Source organism: Leptospira meyeri, from assembly GCF_004368965.1.
Lineage (GTDB): Bacteria > Spirochaetota > Leptospiria > Leptospirales > Leptospiraceae > Leptospira_A > Leptospira_A meyeri.
Genome location: NZ_SORO01000001.1, coordinates 1,838,100 through 1,859,315, shown reverse-complemented (window position 1 = coordinate 1,859,315; position 21,216 = coordinate 1,838,100). Strand labels below are relative to the sequence as shown.

Genomic DNA, 21,216 nt, shown 5'->3' with positions numbered 1-21,216 from the left:
AAAGAGTCATATTGGAAAGGAACTTAAGTATGGAGATATGGATACAAAATTAGGTTTTTCCTTCCATATAAGCTTGTAGTTCTTGTTGTAATCCTTCTGGTAGGCTAAGACCACGAGCTCTAATCCTTTCATTGTATTTGTTAAAAGACATCCTATGTTGGTTGGTATTTAGGTAACCTTCTAAGGCAACGGCCGCCCAGGGCATAATTTCTTTCACAAAATCATGGTTTTCTTCTAACTGATCACAAAATGGAATAAACAATGGTCGATTGACAGGCCTACCAATGTTTCGATAGAACAACAAACAATATAAAGTTTCATCACCAAGAACAGATTCTGTTCGAATTTTTTCTTCTACATATTTGAGATTGATAGTATCCAGATAATCAATGTTAAATGTTTCTGGAGCCAACCTTTTTAAGACGAATTTAGAAATTTCTGTTTTAACAAAAGACAAATTGGTGCAATGATTTGGACAACAACTTTGATCTTTGTGTAAGTCGCACTCCAAAAGCAAAATACAATCTACGTCGGAAGTTGGATCGACTATTCCAAAGTTGATCGATCCCAAAAGTTCCAATCCGACCTCATAACCTTTTCGTGACAATTCCTGGGTGGCAAGTCGAAAGGCCTGCATACGTTTTAGGGCATATTTTGTATCATAATTTCGGTATTTGTTTTTTAAGACGAGATACCTTTCGACAATGTTTTTTGACATAGGAAATCCAGTTCTGCTGGTAGATTGCCTACAGTGAACGCCAGTCATTCCAATTATACAACACCTTTTGGTTGTTAAAATTTGATTTTTCGCCGATAGTAAGACCAGGGAAATTTAGGCGATTGATGCAACAGGACAGGGCCCCAGGTGATCTGGGTAGGAACAAAAACAAAACGACGGAAACTGGATTTCTTTGGAAACTTGGAGGACTTTTTCACTCGGTGAAAAAGGTAAGTCAGTTACTTTTTTCAGTCAGTTGCTTTTTCCCATCTTTCTCCTTCGTGATAGGATTTCTCTTTCTAATTCTTTTGGTTCTTTTTGCGCCAAGGAATATTTCTGCGGGGGAAGAAGATCGGAGAAATCCCTTATCTGGACTTTATCTTTCCCCGTTGCAAGTCATCTCTGCAGAGGAAATCCAAAGTTTAGATTCGGAAAAGCGGATCCCAATTGATGAGGATTCGGGGATTGCCCTCCGGGAAGAGCCGAAAGCCTTAGACCCAAATGCGCAGGATGTTCCTGTCGTTCCGGGAGCCGATACTCCCGTAGATGTTGGTGTTGAATCTGGACCGAAGAATTTAGAAACTAAGATCCGTGAGGCGGAAGGTTTATTAAAACGATATTATAGTCAGTTTATTGAAGAAAAAAGGATTTGGGAAGATCGAGAAAAAGGTAATGTTTATAATTCGCGAACAGAGATGAATGACATTCGCCTTTTGTTATGGCAAAGTACGCATAAAAATTCTGAATCCTATATAGTTCGTGACTCACCTGTATTATACAATCTACATATAAGACTTGCTAGGTTATATGTAGAGTCTGAAAAATTTGCTCCTGCTTTACGTCATTATCTCGCAGCTTTTAGATATCACCCTTTAGAAATGACAGAAGAGGGATTTCGAAATGGGGAATGGCAAAAAGAAGATATACTTGGTTATGATGCTTCTTCTGCAAAGGAACATGATCGTTTATTTAACGAATGGAAACAGGCAGAACAAAAATTAAAAAAAACAAAAGATGAGATTCATATTAAAGAAAGTAACTGGATACGAGATGGAAAAAATTTATCTGATTTAATGCCTCAGTCAAAGGTCTGGAAAGAAGATGTCCGAATAGCAGAAGAAAATAAAAAATCAGCTAAACAAAAATATGATGAATCAGTGAACCTTCGTTATTTGACGTATCTGAATCAACGAAAACAAGTTGAATCCAGCGATTTGTATGCATTTGCAAATGTCGTAAAAAAATTAGAAGATGATAACAAGGAAAGACTTAAAATTGTAAATAAGCTTGGAACCGCAGGGAAAGGAATATATGTTTTGTTCGATTATAAGAGAAACACTGATTTTTTTGCATATGAATTAATTTTAGAAAGAGCTTACCGATTATGGAATGAAAATCCTTTAGTCTTAACTGATATTGCGGAACAATACCGACAAGACGGTAAAAAGGATAGGGCCGCAGATTTTTATGAAAAGGGTTTGACTGAACTTTTAAAAAAACAAAATCCATCTGAGGATGAAAAAGAAAAAATTATCAAATCAAATCTTCGTTTGGCTACGATTAATGCTGACTTAAAGCGAAATATCATTGCTGGTCTGTATTATGATAAATATTTTAATTTATCCCCGGATTCTCCTGAGAAAACCAGAGTTTCCTATGAAATTGGAGTTTTTTTTAACTCTCAAATTGGAGATCCGGATCGTGCGGCATCTTTTTTAGAGTATTGGTTAGAACGAAATAGTAAAGATTGGAACCCTGCATTGGATGTAGATACAGGCCTTACCGAATTAGAATCAATCGCTTATTATTATCTTAGCAAAAAAGATAAAAAGCATAAACGGAATGAACAGGAACGTAACAAACTTAATATTTCATTTGCTCAATGGAAAAAGTTAGATCAAAAATTGATTTTAGCTGAAAGTGAACTAAAAGACTTAGTCGAGAAAAAACAAAATCTTAAAAAAGATTTGATGGTGACTACTTTGGATGATATCCTCTCGCAATATCGTTTAATGGATTTAAAAATTGAAGACCAAGAAGCCGTCATTCGCGTATTAGAAACAAAAAGAAAAAAGATCCCTTTGATTAAAATATTGTTTCGTTTAGGTGTTTTGGCTGAAGAGTCAAGAGACTTCGCGAAAGCAAAGGAGCACTATGAATTCATTATCAAAGAGGGAGGGGAAACCGACATTCGAGTGGCTCTAAAAGAATTGGAACGTGTTAAACGTATTTTAGAAACAGGAAATATTCAGCCACCTATCAGCGAGAGTATTTAATAATTTCATCTGTTTGATCTCCGGCTAACTCTTGTTCTAGATTTTCTTGTGTGTAACCTTCATCTGGCAATATGCGAAATTTTACTTCGTCAACAGTATCACCTTCACAAACAATTTTAATTAAATAATCACCCGTTCGTAAAAGAGAAAATTCATCTCTTATCGCCAAGGAATCAGGTTCTACCCTTTTCTTTTTGATATCAATTTCTACGTAATCTAGTTCATAGCGATTGAGTGAGATGTAAAAATCTGTTTCTAAACCTGGATTTCTTGAGAATTGGTAAACAAAATGAATTGTATCGGTCGGAGAGAATATTAGATCATCTCTCATCATTTTATAATCGGTAATGGTTTGGATGTGTTTTTCCAAAATATCCATTTCTTCCATTTTCGTTGTTGTCCATCCGAATTCACCTTTGGGAACACCGCATTGGATGAGGGTGATTGTAAAGAGGATAGGTAGGAAGGCAAAAATGCGTTTGGAAAAAATCCGAATGATGGCATTGGGGACCGAATTCTGTCTCATCTTAGTTTCATTTTCGACAAAATTTCGAAATCGCATGGTAGGAATTCGAAACTCAGTCTACAATTTTTCCACGATCCGAAATGTCCTTTTCCTTAGATTGGATCCAAGGGGACTGATAAGACTTCTCCTCCCTCTGTTTGTTTCCAAATTCTTCGGCAATTTTTGCCGGCAAAATGAGAAGCCGACTGATCCAACGTAGAACCAAAAAAAGTAGAATCGAAAGGACAATGATTTTCGCCATAAAAACCTCAGCGGGCACGTAGGGATTTGGGAAGGTGCCGATCTTCTTCATTTTCACCCCAGCCGAGCCTCGTTACACCATACAATCCTACTAGGAGAAAAAGGAAAACGGAAACATAAAGTAAGGGACTATATTCTTCTGAATAAAAAACCCTACCTTCTCCAGGTTTTGGGATTTTTTTGGGGGTTTGGGGAAGACCAAATTTCCGCGCGAGCGATTCAATTTGAATGAAATTGATTACTGGAATTTCCCTTTCTAAAAAGGACTTGATTACGGAGTTCGGGATGTGGATTTCTTCCGGTAAATTTGTAATCAAACCATTTTTGAAAACTTGTTTTCCAAGACTTGTTCCGAGTATGGTTGTACCCCCACCAACATTAATGAATAGTTTGATTGGTTTATTTTGAGATAACTCATCATACAATTTCATTCTTTTCTCAATAGAATCATCAAAATGAATAGGATCTAATAATTTTACTTGGTTTCTTTGCAACGCACGGTGTAAATACTCTTTTCCTTCTTTTGATATTCCCATGGCTTTGTCTTGGATACCGCCTAGCGATGAATAACTGGAACGAAAGGAAAAAATTCCTGATGTAACAAGTTCTTTTTCCATATCTAACCAAAGCATTTGCGGGTGGTTTGCACCGAATTGAGATGCAGAAGCACTCGATATAATAATTGGTCTTAGTTTTAATGTATCAAGTGCTGCAAACAAACAGATGTTCAGTGCTGGAAAAGATCCTGAAACCGCAACCGCGACAGTATCACCTTCTTCTAATTTTGCTTTTTTTAGAAATTGAACCATTACTGCTGCAAAGTTTGGATTGATCGACGTTTGTTTTGCAGATAATGATCCACTGTTACTTGTAACTGGTGTAAGAAATTCCCCAATCAATCCCGAATTGGTTGGATCTAATTCTTTGTAATCAGGTTTTTTATGTTTAAGAAGTTCTGGTTTTAAAATTTGAAATCCACGTTCTGCAAGTTTTGCCGCATGGAGTTTCTTTTTGAAATAAGATTGTTCTTTTTTTACTTTGCAAGTTTCGATTAAAAGAAGTCCCAAAATTCCAAGTATTGCCAGTAGAAAAAGAGCAATGCGGGAATGTTTCCATGGAGACCAATAAATTTTAGTCATCATAATGTTTCTAACTCTGTGCCTAAAAGAAAAATAAGGAGGATTTTTACAAATATGGAAGCAAGTATTAGAACGGAAGTTGTTTCTAAAACACCTTGTCTTTCATACCAGACTGCAATTAATCCAGGAATGATAAATCCAATTCCCCTTACTTCGGAGAGATATCCAATATCAATATCAGGTAAGATTTGATAATTCAAAAGGTAACCGAAAAAATAACCAAATAACAGTATAAAAACGATCTTTCTTTTGCCAAAAATTAATAAAAAGTTAGATAGTATTTCAACACATATATATGATAGAAGCGCTATCAAAAACGTAAGAACAATATTTTTTGGATGATTTAGCGAAATTGCTAAATAACCGGGAACAACAAGACCCGTTCCAAGAATCCCAAACAATTCGGAAAATATTAAACTAACAACAAGACTGAGTCCGATGGAAAGAGGAAGAATTTCATTCATTCGTATGTTCCGACCTGTTTTTTAAATATAATGATAAGTCCATTCCTAGACCAACGATATTTCCGATTCCAAAAACCAATGATTGTTTTGGTAGAATAGAAAGTAAAGATTCAAAAATTCCATCTAAACTTAAATGTTCCCAAACAAAAATCGGAATATCTTTTTTGGAATATGTTTTTAAATATTTAAATGCTAGGGAAGTGGATGTTCCGATTAATATGACTGCATCATATCCTTCCCAATGAGAAAATTCTTTTGCGAGTTGGCGACTTCTTTCCGGTCTATCCTCTCTTGTGTGGAATAAAATGTAGCGTTTGTTATATTGTGGAAATCGTTCAATTACAGATGACCAAATTAGTTTTGTGCTATCGGGGTCATTGGCTGCCATTGCATTCGCATAGATAAATTCTTTTCCAAAAAAGTGAATTGGGGAGACAGAGAATGCGCCAGGGTCTGGATTGACTTTCCACATTGCTTCCAAAGCATTTTGTCGGCTAACACCTAATAACTCACAGACCTTTAGGGCGACAGAAACATTTTCTTTGTGTTCCCAGTAGGAAAATTTTGCCATCTCTTCGTCGGTAATTGATTGAATATTTTGATCTTTTAATAAAATTGCTTTTGATTTTCGATCTTCACATACTTCAAGAATAAATGATTCAAAATCTGTTGGGCCAGTAATGAGTGTGCCGTTGATGGGGCAGGCAGATAGCAATGATTTGGCGACATCAGATAATTCGGGACCCATCACTTCTAAATGGTCTTCTCTGATATTGGTAATCACTCCAATGTCAGATTTTAATATCTGACCTTCACTTGCCCATTGATAACGAGGTTCTAAAGCCATACATTCTAAAACGACTATTTCAGCTTCTCTTCGCTCTGCCTTTTTTAGAATTTTAATTTGTTCTAAAATGGAAGGTTTTCCAAATCGAGATATAGATTCTTCTGTTCCGTCTGGAAAAATCATACGAGCCATTGTTCCCGTTGTTTTTGCAAAAACAGACATTCCTGTTGCACTAAGACCTGCTCGTATGAGTCTTGTTACACTTGACTTTCCTCTAGTTCCGTTTACATGGATGCGGTGTTTGAATTTTTTTATGGTTCTATTATGTAGGATGTATTCAAAAGTATAATATACAATTAAAACAAGGATAATCAGAAAAAATAAAAAAGCGTTTGGTTTCATCTGAATTTTTCCGGATGATACATTTCCTTCAAGGGAATGTCATTTGATTGTAACTCAAAACTGAGAAGATTCACGTAGTTTTCTATGAGCATCCGTTACAAATTCTTATTAATATTGAGTGTGAGTCAAATTCTTCTTGTAATTGCTCTCACTACCAGTTTTGCCTACCTATTGCAATCGGTAAAAAATATACCGCAAACTCAGCGAGCGGAGGATCTATCTCGCAATTTTCAAAGGGAACTGGAATTCAAAGAAGAAAAACTGCGTTTGTTATTGGAAGAAATTACATTTAACTCTCAAACAAGGGGAATTTTGGAAAGAGGGATTGCTGATCGAAACGTCCTTTCTAGAGAACTTCCTTATCTGCAACAAATTTTAAAAAGATATGGCCTTTCGATTTTCGAAATTGGCGACAACCAGGGAAAGGTATTGTTTCGTGTTCATCGTCCAAAAGATTTTGGAGATGATAAAAAAAACCAACCTATCATTCGTAATGCTCTCAACGGACAATCAACTGCGGCATTAGAAGATGGACATAGTGGTCTAGGATTTCGATTGGCTGCACCTTTGTTTGGGCGTGGAACCATTCTTATTGGACAAGTTGTCGATGATAATTTTACGAAAACCATTTCGAAAGACAATCGCATTCACTTGGCAATTTTTCAAGAAGGGAAGGTTAAAACCATCGGATCAGATATGATTCGTATGGTGATGAATGAAAAACCAAATTTGTTATTGGAAGAACAAAGATTTCATTTTCAGAGTAAACCTTATTATTTAGTTAAAATTCCATATGTAGGAAATTCAGAATCTGTTAAACAATTGGTCTTTCATGTGATGATTGATGAAAATGAAGTTGAATCGAAAACATGGAAAATTTGGTCTTTTTTTGTTGTCGCCTCACTTATATTATGTGGTGTCATATTTCTAATTTCCTTTTTGTTTTCTCGGGATATGGTTGAGGCAATAAAATTACTTACAACTGCCATGGTTGATTTAGACCAGTGGAAACCGGAAACTCTGCCAACTCATCGAAGTGATGAAATTGGACAAATGGGAAGAGTTTTTGTTGAAATGAAAGAAGAATTATCGGAACACCAAAACCATTTAGAAGAAATGGTAAACCAAAGAACCCGAGAATTAAATGAAACTTTGTCCGAAATGCAAAAACTCCAAGACAAACAAGATGGTGATTATTTTTTAACTTCTTTATTGATTAAACCCCTGCGTGGTACTTTCTCTAAATCTGAAACTGTTTCCATCAAAATTTTTGAAAGACAAATGAAACAGTTCAAATTCAGAAATAAACAATCTGAAATTGGAGGAGATCTTTCTGTTTCTGACTCCATTTTCTTAATGGGTAAAAAATATACAGTCTTTTTAAACGCAGATGCAATGGGTAAGTCGATCCAAGGTGCAGGTGGTGCTCTTGTGATGGGAACAGTTTTCAAATCTATCATCACCCGAACACAGAAACTAAGGTATATGCAGGATCGACATCCTGAGCGATGGCTAAAAGAGTGTTTTCAGGAAGTACATAACGTTTTCATTAGTTTTGATGGCCATATGTTACTTTCCGCAATCTTAGGGTTAGTTGATGAGGAAACAGGTACGTTATACTACATTAATGCTGAACATCCTTGGATTGTTTTGTATAGAGATGGAAATGCAAGTTTCCTTGAAAATGAACATTCTCTGAGAAAGATTGGTTTTACGGAAATGAGTGGTGATGAGGTTGTCATTCAAATTTATCCTTTGCGGCCTGGTGACGTTTTGATATTGGGATCGGATGGGCGGGATGATTTATTTGTTGGACAATCGGGAGGAAATCGGCTTATCAATGACGACGAAACTGTATTTTTACGGCACGTTACTGAAGGTGGTGGAGATTTAAATCTGATTTGCAAAGCAATGTTACAATTTGGAGATCTCACGGATGACTTGAGTTTGATGAGAATTGCCTTTTTGGAAGAAGTCGCATACGCTGCTAAAGAATCAACAAAGCCAAATGTGTATTATCGAATGTTAGGTGAAGGAATTCAGTCGTATCGAGATGGTGAATGGAATAATGCAATCTTTGCCTTAGAATTGGCATTGGATTCGGAGCCAGATGATCTTTATTGTTTAAGAGAACTTTCTAAGTTGTACATGAAGTCTAAGGATTATGAAAAAGCCATTGAGTTAGCGAATCGATATCTGCAATTAAATCCAGGAGATACCGACTTTTTGTTTTACATTGCCTATGCACATAAACAAAGAAGAGATTTTATTTTAGCGACAGACTTTGCGGAAAGACTTCGATTCAGAGATCCGAAAAATTTTAATAACCTTTTGTTGCTTGCAGAGATACTTATGCATCGCAGGGACATTGAACGATCCAAAGAAGTGTTGTTGGCTTTGCAAGAAATGGCTCCCGAAAATCCAAAATTGCTGAAATTAAAAAACTTTTGGAAGAAAATGGTGGCGACTTCAGTCAGTTAGCTTATCTGAAAGAATTGATTGCATCTTCCGTGCTTTCAAAAATTTGAATGACGGAAGAGATTTTTGAAATTCGAAAGATTTGTCGAATGGTCTTTGAAACGTTAACAATTCTTAGTCCACCACCTAACTCGGTCAATTTATCATTTAGCGACATGATCAGGCCAAATCCAGAAGAATCAATAAAGCTAACGCCTTCCAAATCGAAGATAAATCGGTGTTCCTCTTGTGAAGCAGATTCTTTGATCCGTTCTTTCAGTATGCCGGCATTTAACATATCTAAGTTGCCGAATAATTTCAGAACAACAATACCGTCGAATTTTGATTCTGTATATTCCATTGAACCGCTCTGAGAATAGCCAATTTTAGAAATTGGTCAATAGATTAATTAACGAACTTGTCCCATTTTTCTTCGACCGAGATGGACCGAAGAATCCGCCAAATGAGTTTGGATCCATTTTCTGAGTTGGTCATAATGACCACTCCATATCCCTTTTCTGTATTAAAAAGAGCAAGCGACTTATGTCCCTTTGTATGACCGCCATGGAAGAAATATTCAGTTCTACCAGTTCGGTTTAAAAAAAATCCGTGGGCGACCAGTGCATGAACGGTTAGGTTTGCGGCACTCATTTTGGGTGAAAGGAGGTATTCTGCAGATTCCTTTGTGAGAAAATTTGATTTTCCTTGTTTTGCTTTTGCAATTTCTGAAAACAAAATTCCTACTTCTTCTGGAGTTGTCCAGAGACCACCTGATGATAATTCAGGTGTTACAAAAGATTTTTGTGGAAGTATGATACCCTGTTCATCATATCCATCACATCGATCATCTTGTATGTTTAGATTTTGGCGGAATGTACTGCGAGTCATATGTAAGGGTTGGAAAACTATTTCGGACATAAGGTTTTGAAATGACTTTCCTGTTCGTTCAGTGAGTATTTCTTGCACAATGCTATATCCACCTCCGGAATATCTAGACTTGGTTCCTGGTTTGTAATATAGTTTTAAACCATTTCCCTTTGTTGTATATGTATCCTTTAACTCACGTAAGTGCCTTTTTCCGGAGTTGATCGGGTCATCCCAATTTCCTTTTTCAGTAAGTCCACTTGTATGCGAAAGTAATAAATCTAGATTTACTAAAGATCGTCTTTTTCCCTTTGGTACTGAGACTTTGTATTGCTTTAATTTCCCAATCCAATTTGAATATAAGTCTAGATGTCCAGCTTCAACTAATCGAAGTGTTGCGGTAGCGGTCATTGTTTTGGAAAGAGATCCTGCGCGAAAAAGTGTGTGTTGAGTTTTTGTGCCATACATTTTTTTCCAACTTAATGTGTAGTTTCTAAACACAGCAATTCCGAGCGATGGGACTTTTTCATCTTTCATTAAATCTTCAATGTAAACTTCCTTTTGAAGGTTTGTTCTTTTTTTAAGATTTAATTTTTTTGCATCAAAGATAATTTCTGTTAGTGCTGATTTAACTGAAGATAAATCACCTTTACTGCTTCCATAAGGACTTACGATGGTAATGAAAATTCTACTTTTTAAATCATGATATACAAAGTTTGAAATTCCTTTTTCTTTTCCATAAGTCCAATAAAAGTAATCTCCTACAAAGACTCCTTCGCCGAATGCAATTGGATCTTCCGAGATGGAGTCAGAAAGAATCGTTTTTTTGATGATCGTATCTCGAGAAATCTTAGAAATTAGTTTTGGTTTTTTTAATTCTTCGCTGAAATGTACAAGGTCTTCCGGTGTGGAATATATTCCGCTATTTCCAATTAATACTTCATTGTGGTCTACATTGGTATTTTCCATTTTTAACGGAACAAAGATTGTTTCCTTTAAAAAATTCCCATAAGTCACTCCTGAAACTTTTTCAATAATATAAGATAGAAAAAGATAATCAAGACGACTATACTTCCAATATTCTCCCGGAGCAAAGGCTGGTTTTAGTTTTGATTCTAAAAAAAAACGTTTGATATCATCGCGTTTTAAATGATTTTTTTCCGTATCAAAATTTGGTAGAAATTCAATGATTTTTGGTAGTCCAGACGTATGGCGCAACAAATGTCCAATGGTAACTTTGGAATATGGAAACCAATTGAGGTGTTTGGAAACCGGATCGGATAAAGAGATTTTCTTTTCTTCTTCGAGTTTGTGTATTGCAAAGGAAGTAAATGTTTTTGTAGATTCACCTAACGGGAAATTGTGTTTTTTATAAAGTTGTATCCTTTTTCTTTTTTTACCTGCATAGATTGATTCTCGAAAAAGGATATTCTCGTCCTGTGCAATTAGGACGACTCCTTGAAAACCTTCTTGTTTAATTATATTTCGAATTTTTTCTTTTGTTTCCTCCGAAAAAGAGCCAATTCCAGGTTCTGAACAGTTAAAAATAACAAAACTGAAAAGTAACCCGATGATGATCCGAAACCGCATAATAATAAATGGGGACTCAGTCCCTAATGATTAGACTTGGATGGTATCCTTCTGGAGCTTCAAATCCTAATAGATCCATCATTGTTGCCGCGACATTTGCGAGCCCTTTTTCCTTTAGGTTTTGATTGAGTTGAATTTTTCCCTTTGGATCATAAAGAACGAATTGGACCGGGTTGAGAGTATGGCTTGTTTTGGGTACCGGTTTTCCATCCTTTGTCGTTTCTGCTGTTCCTTTTTTATTAAGTTGGTACATTTCGTCCGCATTTCCATGGTCAGCCGTTATACATAACACAGTATTTGTTTCATCACAGATTTTTTTGACTCTATCTAAACATACATCAAGATATTCCAATCCTCGAACAGTAGCATCCATATTTCCAGTATGTCCCACCATATCGCCGTTAGCATAATTGACTCTCAAAAACGGAAATTTGTGTGATGTCAATGCAAGCACTAAATTATCAGTGATTTCTTTTGCTTTCATTTCCGGCTTTTGATCAAAGGGGATGATATCAGATTTTACTTCTTCGTATGTTTCTAAGGTTTGATTAAAATACCCAGACCTATTTCCATTCCAAAAAAAAGTTACATGTCCATATTTTTGTGTTTCAGACAGAGCATATTGTGCGATTCCTTCGTTGGCAAAATATTCACCCATGGTGCGATCAATTGCAGGAGGAGCAACTAAGTATTGTTTGGGGATAAACAAATCTCCATCATATTGCATCATACCGGCAAATTCAATTTTGGGAAACCGTTTTCGATTAAAATTTGTTAAATTCTCTTCTGTGAAAGCTCTCGAAATCTCGATAGCACGGTCACCACGGAAATTAAAGAATATTACCGAATCATTGTCTTCCACCTTACCAAGCGGTTTCCCATTAGTATCTGCTACCACGAACCCAGGCAGGTATTGATCAATTACGGAAGGGTTTTCTGTACGGAATGTATCAATGGCTTCCTTTGCAGATTGAAATTGACGACCCTCTCCTTCCACATGATGGTTCCAACCTCTTTCGACCATCGACCAATCAGCGTCGTAACGATCCATTGTGAGTTCCATCCTTCCCCCACCGGAAGCAATTTGAATATCGATCCCATTTTTCCGATGGGTATCTAGGTATTCTTCAAATGGAATTAGATAGTCTAACGCAGATTTTTCGGGAACATCTCTTCCGTCTAATAGTATGTGAAGTCTTATTTTTGTTATGTTTTCTTTTATCGCATGATTTATAAGAGCGCGTAGGTGGTCAATATGGCTATGGACATTACCATCTGAAAATAAACCAAGAAAATGAAGTGTAGATTGATTGGACTTACAGTTGGATATGCACTTTTTCCATATAGGACCAACAAATAAACTTCCGTTTTCGATTGACTGAGAGACCAATTTTGCGCCTTGATCAAAAATTCTTCCTGATCCTAAAACATTATGACCAACTTCTGAATTGCCCATGTCTTCATCACTAGGCATTCCGACAGCGGTTCCATGCGCTTTTAATAAAACTGTTGGGTGCGTTTTCCAAAGACCTTTTAATATAGGCATATTTGCTTTGGCTACTGCATTGCCGTTTTCGTATCCTTTCTCTGTAAAGCCAACTCCATCTAAGATGATTAATAAAACTTGTTTGGTCAATGGACCATTTTTTTGTTTTTTTAGAGTTAACATAAATTAGATTCCCCTGTCTTTTTCCATATTGAGATTTATTGAAGATTTTGCAACTGGAAGATATCAAAAGGTGTTAGTTCCACCGAACTCGGTATCGGATTTAATAATACATTTCCAAGATTCGTATCGTAAACATAGATTCCTGGCCGATTGAAATCAGTAGATCCAACCAACAATTTTCCTTCATTCGTTAGCAAAAGACCTGAAAGACTAATTCCTATATTGCCAGGAATTTGCAGTAGGGTTCCAATCCGTTCTCCAGTTCTTGGGCGGAATGCTTGGATTGTTTTCGTAAATCCCGCGTCAAGGACAGCGGCAAATCCTAATTCCTCATTTTTAATTTGAAAGACCAAAATATCTCCACCCGCTATCTCTTCTGCAAAAAGACGGTTAGGAAGGAATTGGCGAGTACTCAAACGAAAGGCAATGATTCCTGCATCAATTTGAGAAATAAACCCAACGCGACCAACGCAAGATAAAACTAAGTGTGGTTCACCGAATAGATTTACTTTTTGAATTTTAGAACTTGGATTTCTGTAAGGAAGAGTATATACAGCTCTTATCTGATTCAAATTCATATCAATTTCAACCATATAGGAATCAGAGTTAGGTGGCAAATAACCTGATACGTCATTTCTATCCAAACGTTGTAACAATACAAACAAACTTGTTCCGTCTTGAACCATATAAGAAGATTCAACCGAATTATCAGGAATTCCAGAAGTGGAATAGGTTTCTTTGAGTGAAGCAAAAGAAACAGACCCAATTTTTGTCCCATTATATCGCGAATAGATGACTAATTCATCAGAATTATAAAGGCTAATAAAATATTTATCATTCCAAACGGAGATGTCTTGTGGATTTTTACCTTGTCCAACACTAAACTCTTGTTCGGTTAAAAATCCAAGTTGAGGATTTAATACTTGGATGCTGTCTCGATTCAATCGGTTGACAATAAAAACTCTATCATTAGTAAATCTTCCAACTGCATCAGAGTGAATAGGGATTGAAGTGGGAAAGGCAGTCAGTGAGTTTGGTTCAAAAGTTTTAAATCTTCCGCCGCTTGCAAAATCAGAGGTCACGACTCCAACGGAAGTGGGGGAAGCAGATAAAAATACAAATTGGAAAAGGTTTGGCTTTTCTATTTCCAGTTGAGAACAATAAAACTGAAGAAATAAAAATGGAAATATCCGCAATGCATATACCAGCTGCGATGGTTTGTATTTGTATTTCAGATATCGTGCAGAGGGAAATATCCGCAATGCGTATACCAGCTGCGATGGGTTGTAATTAAGATTTAAATTCAGAAAGCGATTGATTGTATTTAACATTAGAATCGATAACTCCCTGTAAAATAATAACTACGACCAGGTAATGGGTATCCAACTAAATCCTCTACCCGTTTGTCAGATAGATTCCGAACTTCCAATCCCAAAATCAATTCGTTTCCCGTTTCTAAATTTTTATAGGGTATGTATTGGATATAGAGATTCCAAAATTGCCGTGCCGGAAGGTATCCTAAATATTCATTGGTTCTGTCTCGAAAATTGGCACCGATGTATTGGTATTCCAATCCAATTTCTCCAAAATCTTTAAAAAACGCAAGTAAAGCACTACCTTGACTTTTGGAGCGTAATGGAAGGTATTTCCCGTTTAACGAAGGTGATTCGGAATAGTTTTTTGCATCTTGGTATGTATAATTAAAATTGAATTTGATTCCTTTGTTCCAAATCATATTGTGGCTAGTTTCTAGGCCTCGAATGAAGGCTTGGTCAACATTCTCAGGTCTAAGAGTAAACTGTGAATTTGGTAAAAACAAAATCATATCATAAATTCGTTTTTGAAAGATGGATATGTCAGATTGGAATTTCCAGTTTGTAAATGGTTTTGTGTTAAGATAAAATCCAAAGTCTCCATTTCTACTTTGTTCAGGTCTTAATTTGGTATTACCTACAATGCTTCCTCGTTCTCCAAATAACTCTAAGAAGGTGGGAATTCTAAAATCTTTGCTAATGTTTCCCAATGTTCCAAATTCTAAACTATCTTTTTTAATCCAAATAATTTTAATGCCAAAACTTGGATTGGTAAATGCTTGTTTGACGTAAAAAACATCTGTTAGCGGATCGAGAAGTTGGTTTCGAACGCTAGTTTCATCTTTTCCAAATCTGTCCGTAAAACGCTCGAACCGAACTTGCGGAACCAAAAAAAGACGGTTGGAAAAAAATCTGATTTCATCCTGAAAAGTAGCACTTAAAGTATCTCTTCGTTTTTTCGGCTCTTTTCTTTCTGTTTCATGATTGTATCTTTTTTCGTATCTTGTAAAAAATTCTTGTTCTGTTTGGAAAGAAGTTCGAATGACTTGATTGTATTCTAGTAAATATAACGTGGGGGAGAGTTGAAAGCCGTAATGGTTTGTTTTTGTAAATGCATTTGGTGTTCCATAACTAAACTCTGATTTGGGATCAAAAAAATCATCTTTTGAAAAGTTCCCGTAAGTTTTTGTTTCCAATGTTAAATTTTGAAAAAGAAATTCATTTGTTTCTGTTGTGATCGCAGACGAAAGTTTACTAAAAACTCTTTCTACGGAAACGGTCTGCCTGTTTCCTGGACCGGGTAATCCTTGTTTTCTGTGAATATAGTCATTCAATATGTTTATTTTTGTTTTTCCAAATTCAAGAGAGAGGTTTCCAGTAAATCCAGTTTTGCGAAATTGTGCATTTCTACGTGTGTCTATCGTATCATCATAAGTATTAAATAAAACAGTACCTTTGTTATTTAAATAACTAAAGTTCTGGTCAGATGTTTCTTGGAGAGCCTGTACAAAATAAGAACCATGAGCAAATTGATCCATATGAGTGACAGTTGCTTTTGCCGTTTTAAAACTTCCCCCCATCAAGTTGATTCGTGTGATCGGTTTGTCTATTTTTGATTTAGAGATTAGGTTAATTGATCCTCCAATGGCTGATCCTGAAAATCCAGCGGGTGTTCCTGATTTATAGATCTCAATTTTTTCTAAATTATCAAAGGGTAGGTCTGCTAAGTTAATTTCACCGCCCATTGAGTTATTAATTGGCACCCCATTCCAATAAATTTTTGATTGGTTGGGATTTGTCCCTCGTAAGGATAACGTTGAGTAAGATCCGAGTCCTCCGTATTGTCTGATTCGAACTCCCGCTTCGCGATTGAGAACATCCGGAAGGCTCATATAACGAGTGTTTGTTTGACTTAAATCGATTTCTTTTTGAAACCCGGTTGGGTTTTTTGCAAAGTTCGAGTTTTTTGACTGAGAGTCAACACCCGCACGGATCTCCACTTCTTTCGTATCTTTGTTTTGAGCTAAAAGGGTAAATGGAGCCAAACTGAAACAAAGCAGAATTGATAATCTGAAATTGGAAACCATTGAAGAGTATTTTCTCGGTACTTGCCAAACTGAAACATGAAAATTGAGTGTCAATTCCCTAAAGGAAAAAAGCATTGTCCACATGAAGCATTACGACGTATTCGGCGTAGGGAACGCCTTGGTAGATATCATTGCCTTTATTACTCCCAATTTTTTACAAAAACAGAATATCACTAAGGGTGTAATGACTCTTGTAGATGAAGCCAGACAAGGTCAAATTCTTGCTGATCTTCATGATGAAAAGAAGGAACTTCGTTCCGGTGGAAGTGCTGCCAATACAATGATTGCCATTGCAAATTCAGGTGGAACATGTTGTTACACGGGAAAAGTGACTCACGATACATATGGCGAGTTTTATAAAAAAGATATGGAAGATGCTGGCGTTTTATTCGAAACAACACCTGATTCCCAAAGCCATACCGGCACTTGTGTTGTATTAACAACACCTGATGCAGAACGAACTATGTTGACAAATCTTGCAATTTCAACATCACTTGGACCTAATGATATCGATGTAGATAACCTAAAAAAAAGTAAATTTGTTTATGTGGAAGGTTATTTGTGGGATGGTGATTCTACAAAAAAAGCAAGTGAACTCACGATGAAAGTCGCTAAAGAAAACAATGTAAAGGTTTCTTTTACTTATAGTGATCCTTTTTGTGTAAATCGTTCTAAGGATGAATTTATTCACCTAACAAAAGAATATGTCGATGTGGTTTTTTGTAATACTGAAGAAGGTTTAGCGTTGAGTGGAGCAAAAACGGCAGAAGAAGCAGTGACCTTCATTTCCAAACTTTGCCCTTTGGTTTTTATGACTGCTGGTAAAGATGGAGCCTATGTAGCTGAAAATGGAAAAATCACTCTCGTTCCAGGTTTTCCCGTAAAACCAATTGATACAACAGGAGCAGGGGATGCATTTGCCGCTGGTGTGTTGTATGGATTAACACAAGGGTATTCGGCACAGAAATCAGCTCGTTGGGGAAATTATGTTGCATCTCGTATTGTCTGCGAAGTTGGTCCTCGTTTGTCAGTTCGTTTGATGGGAAGACAAGACGAAATTTTGGATGGGTTCAAAGACAAATAAGATTAGTGACTTCTTTTTGAATCTTCCCAAAGGGTTTGAATTTTATCAGCGATTTCCAGAGGGGCAAAGGGTTTTTCAATGACACCGATGCCACCTCTTCTCTGGTATTCCAAAATTTCATTTTTTAACACACGCGAAGTAATGAATGCAACAGGAATCCCTTTTGTTTCTGGAAAGATTTTCAATTCTTCAATTAACTCCATTCCATTCATCCCGGGCATTAAAACATCTAACAAGATTAAGTCTGGTTGTAAGATGATTGCTTTTTGTAATCCCTCCGGACCAGTTTTTGCGAAACTGACCTGATAACTCGAGTTAAACTCTAATGCGATCCGAAGAATTTCTACAATATCTTCTTCGTCTTCCACAATTAGTACATGATTTAGAGTTGCATCAGTCATTGGTTGTATCCAGTTGGAATAGATCCTGGTTTGATAATAGGAAATTCAATTGTAAAGACGGTTCCATTGTCATCAGACGTAAAAAATATTTTTCCTTTCATTGCCTCTACAAATCCCTTCGTGATGGATAAACCAAGGCCAGAACCTCCCACTAATTTATCCTTGGGTGGTGCTCCTTGTGCAAATCTGTGAAATAGTCTGGGTGCAAAATTGGGATCAATACCTGGCCCGTTGTCTTTGATTAAAATTTGCGCTTTTGTATCAGTGGGAACAACTGTGATATAAACTTCAGAAAATTTTGGAGTATATTTTACTGCATTTGAAATTAGATTGGTGATACAATGATTCAATCTGTCTTCATCCACATAGACAGTCGTAGACGGAAAGTTTTGATCATAATTTAGTAAAACATGGTATTGTTCTGCAAAGGTCCTCATTCCATCGACGGAACTTTGGAGGATTTCTTCTAAACGATAAGTTCTAAACTTAAAATTAATATTTCCTGAATCCAATGCTTCAATATCGAGTAGGTCAGTAACAAAACGAACTAACCTTTGTGTGTTTTTTCTGCAAATATTTAAGAGTGATTTCGTTTGATTGGAGAGATCCCCTGCCACACCTGCGAGTAACAAATCGATAGAACCTTTAATTGATGTTAAAGGAGTTCTTAGCTCGTGACTCACTAAACTGATGAATTCATTTTTTAAAGCTTCGGCTTTTTTTCTTTCTGTAATATTCCGAACGATTGCGAGAACATCATCTTCGCCAGTTTTAGTGAAACGTGCTTCAAAGTATTTTTCTCCATCGTAATCTTCGATCGAATATTCATAAGTTTTGGTTCCACCAATTTCTAAAACCTGTTCTATGATGGACTCAATATCGTTTAGTTTTCTTGTTGGAAATAGGTTTTCGATTCGAGTGAATCTGACTCTACCTTCATAAAAAGAATCCCAACCTTTAAAATCGGGAAATTCTTTGTGGTCAATGACGGTTCCGTCTTTTCTGATTCCATACAATTTGTCAGGTAGGGCACTAAGGATTGCTTTGTTCTTATTTAGAACTTGGCTATAATTATCTTTGGCGTTTTTTTCTGATGTGATTTCTGTTGCGATGAGGATGGTAAAATTTTCCTGAGGAAAAACTTGTGTTGCAAACCATCCTTTTGATTCCAAAAAAAACTCATCAGAGCGGAAAGTTTCCTTATTCTTGATGGCTTCTATTAATTTTTTACCAAAATCTGTTTCATCCAGGTTCGGAAACAAATGCCAAATGTTTTGCCCTAACATCTGACTGGCGGTTTTTTCCACCATACTTTCTGCCGAAGAGTTCACATAGGTATAATTTAGGTCCTGGTCCAAAACAAAAACGGCATTCGCACGTGTTTCCAGGATTTTGTCGAAGTATTGGGGGACAAATTTGTGCCAATTCTGTTGCAGAAGTTGCTTTGCATCAAAAAAGCTGTCTTCATCCTTGAAAAAGCTTTTGATTTTTTCCAGAAATTCATTCATAGGTGCAGGTATACGAAAACTAAACCAGAGTTATGATTCAAGTCAGCAATTTATCAAAATTTTACGGCGAAAAACGAGCCATCTCAGGGCTTAATTTCAAATTAGAAAAAGGCGAAATCGTTGGTCTTTTGGGACTCAACGGCGCAGGGAAAACCACCACAATTCGAATTTTGACCGGGTATTTGATACCTAGTGCAGGAGATGCTTCGATTGATGGTAAGTCCATCTTTGATTTTCCTTTAGAGGCAAAACAGAAAATAGGTTATCTGCCTGAAACTCCTCCTCTCTACGAAGACATGACAATTTTGGAATATCTTCAATTTGTGGGTCGGATCAAGAAGATCGAAGAATCCAAACTCGCTTCAGAAGTAGAAAAGGTACTTTTAAAAACTAATATTACGGCTGTTAAAGATAAATTAATTGGTACTTTATCTTTGGGATACAGGAAACGAGTGGGAATTGCACAAGCAATCCTTGGAGATCCTGAAATTGTGATTATGGACGAACCGATTTCAGGACTTGATCCAAAACAAATTGTAGAGATCCGAAATTTAATTCGAAGTTTGGCGGGTGACCATACCGTTTTGATTTCAAGTCATATCTTAACTGAGATATACAAAACTTGTGATAAGTTTTTATTTTTACACAAAGGAAGTTTGAAACAGGAACTTTCTTTATCAAGGTTAGAGGAAGAAATGAATCGTCTAGCTGGGTGGGAAGTTGGCCTTTCTGGAAAAGAGTCTAGCGAACTTCATACATTCGTGAAATCAGTGATTGGTGGAACCGATAGTGTGACTGAACTTGGAACCAACAAAGAAGAGATTCAATTTTTGGTTCGAACCACTAATCCAAAACAATTTAAAGAATCTTTGTTTTCCAAGGCACTCACTAGTGGAATTCAAATTGAGTCTTTAAAAAAACAAGAAGTGTCTTTAGAACAGATTTTTATGGAGAAGATATGAACTGGCAAACGGCTGTTTGGATCTATAAAAAAGAATTACGATTATTTTTTGGAACATATATGGGACCATTGGTTCTCGGAGGAACTGCATTTCTCAATGCACTCTTTGTGATGATTCTAAATTTTAATGGAACTGCAAATTATGAAATTGCAACCTATATCACTTTCATTTCCTTTATGACAACAATTCTTATCGCAATGGTCATCATATCGATGGGTTCTATTGTTGAAGAAAGAAATAAGGGAACTTTGGAATTACTTTTTACGTCTCCAGTCACAGACTTGGAAATTGTTTTTGGTAAATTCCTTTTTGGTGTTACTGTTTGTGGGATTATAACTATCTTTATCAACGGACTCTTTCCTTTATTGTTATACTCTTTTTGGAAAGCTCCTTTTTACATGGTAGCTTCTGGTAGTGTCGGTGTGTTTTTGTTAGGTGTCTTTACCTTCACGATTGGAATGTTTGGATCAAGTCTTGGCAAAAACCAAATGATTTCTTTACTGATTTCCGTCTTAATCATTTTGACGCTTTGGGTTGTGGGATATTTTTCACACCTCTTCCAAGCAACTACGAGAAAGGTTCTCTTCCATTTACATATTTTTTCGCACTTTGCCGCTTTTGCCAAAGGTGTTGTCCCTTTGACTGGAATTGTTTTTTTCTTAAGTGGAACATTTTTGTTCTTATACCTTACCGTAAAGGTCTTGGAATCCAGGAGATGGAGGGGATAGA

Annotated in this window: 18 protein-coding genes; 5 read left to right on the top strand and 13 right to left on the bottom strand. The window is 36.4% G+C overall.

The annotated features are described in order from the left end of the window. Positions 1–49: 49 nt before the first annotated feature. Positions 50–718, bottom strand: coding sequence for a hypothetical protein (locus tag CLV96_RS08610; protein WP_004785030.1), 669 nt, complete (start codon positions 716–718; stop codon positions 50–52). Between the two features lie 125 nt (positions 719–843). On the opposite strand from CLV96_RS08610, the gene CLV96_RS08605 reads away from it, so the two are divergent. Further along, a complete protein-coding gene (locus tag CLV96_RS08605; protein WP_004787149.1) occupies positions 844–2,994 on the top strand; it encodes a tetratricopeptide repeat protein in 2,151 nt (716 codons plus the stop codon). Here the strand turns inward: CLV96_RS08605 and CLV96_RS08600 are convergent. From CLV96_RS08600 to pgsB, 5 genes are read right to left on the bottom strand one after another with little or no spacing between them, the layout of a single operon-like run. Then, positions 2,978–3,520 carry an LIC_12238 family plasminogen-binding lipoprotein gene (locus CLV96_RS08600; protein WP_243836440.1) on the bottom strand — a complete coding sequence of 181 codons (543 nt, stop codon included), beginning with the start codon at positions 3,518–3,520 and terminating at the stop codon, positions 2,978–2,980. The genes CLV96_RS08605 and CLV96_RS08600 overlap by 17 nt on opposite strands. Positions 3,521–3,572: 52 nt before the next feature. Continuing rightward, the gene (locus CLV96_RS08595) at positions 3,573–3,761 is read right to left on the bottom strand and encodes a hypothetical protein (RefSeq protein WP_004786240.1); all 189 of its coding nucleotides are present in this window, start codon (positions 3,759–3,761) and stop codon (positions 3,573–3,575) included. 7 nt (positions 3,762–3,768) lie between these two features. Then, positions 3,769–4,899: a poly-gamma-glutamate system protein gene (gene pgsW / locus CLV96_RS08590; RefSeq protein ID WP_004784042.1), complete on the bottom strand. Its 1,131-nt coding sequence runs from the start codon at positions 4,897–4,899 to the stop codon at positions 3,769–3,771. Next, entirely contained in the window at positions 4,899–5,363 is a 465-nt protein-coding gene (pgsC, locus tag CLV96_RS08585) for a poly-gamma-glutamate biosynthesis protein PgsC (RefSeq protein ID WP_004787416.1), read from the bottom strand. The genes pgsW and pgsC overlap by 1 nt, the downstream gene beginning before the upstream one ends. Continuing rightward, positions 5,356–6,552, bottom strand: coding sequence for a poly-gamma-glutamate synthase PgsB (gene pgsB, locus CLV96_RS08580; protein ID WP_004786464.1), 1,197 nt, complete (start codon positions 6,550–6,552; stop codon positions 5,356–5,358). Before pgsB ends, pgsC begins: the two co-directional genes overlap by 8 nt. 84 nt (positions 6,553–6,636) lie before the next feature. On the opposite strand from pgsB, the gene CLV96_RS08575 reads away from it, so the two are divergent. After that, positions 6,637–9,033 (top strand): SpoIIE family protein phosphatase, encoded by a 2,397-nt coding sequence (locus tag CLV96_RS08575; RefSeq protein WP_004785874.1) that lies wholly within the window; start codon positions 6,637–6,639, stop codon positions 9,031–9,033. 1 nt (position 9,034) lies between these two features. On the opposite strand, the gene CLV96_RS08570 is transcribed toward CLV96_RS08575, so the two are convergent. The 5 genes from CLV96_RS08570 to CLV96_RS08550 form a co-directional block, all read right to left on the bottom strand. Next, the gene (locus tag CLV96_RS08570) at positions 9,035–9,370 is read right to left on the bottom strand and encodes an STAS domain-containing protein (RefSeq protein WP_004786533.1); all 336 of its coding nucleotides are present in this window, start codon (positions 9,368–9,370) and stop codon (positions 9,035–9,037) included. A gap of 44 nt (positions 9,371–9,414) precedes the next feature. Next, positions 9,415–11,463 carry a serine hydrolase domain-containing protein gene (locus CLV96_RS08565; RefSeq protein WP_004787248.1) on the bottom strand — a complete coding sequence of 683 codons (2,049 nt, stop codon included), beginning with the start codon at positions 11,461–11,463 and terminating at the stop codon, positions 9,415–9,417. Between the two features lie 16 nt (positions 11,464–11,479). Further along, complete coding sequence (gene gpmI / locus CLV96_RS08560; protein ID WP_004784862.1) at positions 11,480–13,132, bottom strand: 2,3-bisphosphoglycerate-independent phosphoglycerate mutase; 1,653 nt, start codon at positions 13,130–13,132, stop codon at positions 11,480–11,482. Between the two features lie 35 nt (positions 13,133–13,167). Then, positions 13,168–14,328: a hypothetical protein gene (locus CLV96_RS08555; protein ID WP_004785681.1), complete on the bottom strand. Its 1,161-nt coding sequence runs from the start codon at positions 14,326–14,328 to the stop codon at positions 13,168–13,170. Positions 14,329–14,462: 134 nt separating this feature from the next. Further along, on the bottom strand, positions 14,463–16,532 hold the full coding sequence (locus CLV96_RS08550) for a TonB-dependent receptor plug domain-containing protein (protein WP_004786521.1): 2,070 nt from the start codon (positions 16,530–16,532) through the stop codon (positions 14,463–14,465). A gap of 82 nt (positions 16,533–16,614) precedes the next feature. Here CLV96_RS08550 and CLV96_RS08545 point away from each other — a divergent pair, with 82 nt between their 5' ends. Then, positions 16,615–17,616, top strand: a complete 1,002-nt coding sequence (locus tag CLV96_RS08545) for an adenosine kinase (RefSeq protein ID WP_035982988.1) — start codon at positions 16,615–16,617, stop codon at positions 17,614–17,616. Between the two features lie 2 nt (positions 17,617–17,618). Here CLV96_RS08545 and CLV96_RS08540 read toward each other — a convergent pair whose 3' ends face one another. Both CLV96_RS08540 and CLV96_RS08535 read right to left on the bottom strand, forming a co-directional pair. Beyond that, complete coding sequence (locus tag CLV96_RS08540; RefSeq protein WP_004784763.1) at positions 17,619–18,017, bottom strand: response regulator; 399 nt, start codon at positions 18,015–18,017, stop codon at positions 17,619–17,621. Further along, on the bottom strand, positions 18,014–19,525 hold the full coding sequence (locus CLV96_RS08535) for a PAS domain-containing sensor histidine kinase (protein WP_004786145.1): 1,512 nt from the start codon (positions 19,523–19,525) through the stop codon (positions 18,014–18,016). Before CLV96_RS08535 ends, CLV96_RS08540 begins: the two co-directional genes overlap by 4 nt. A 32-nt stretch (positions 19,526–19,557) precedes the next feature. Between CLV96_RS08535 and CLV96_RS08530 the strand changes: the two genes are divergently transcribed. Then, positions 19,558–20,487, top strand: coding sequence for an ABC transporter ATP-binding protein (locus CLV96_RS08530; protein ID WP_004786760.1), 930 nt, complete (start codon positions 19,558–19,560; stop codon positions 20,485–20,487). After that, positions 20,484–21,215 carry an ABC transporter permease gene (locus CLV96_RS08525; protein ID WP_004786382.1) on the top strand — a complete coding sequence of 244 codons (732 nt, stop codon included), beginning with the start codon at positions 20,484–20,486 and terminating at the stop codon, positions 21,213–21,215. Before CLV96_RS08530 ends, CLV96_RS08525 begins: the two co-directional genes overlap by 4 nt. The last annotated feature ends 1 nt before the right edge of the window (position 21,216 follow it).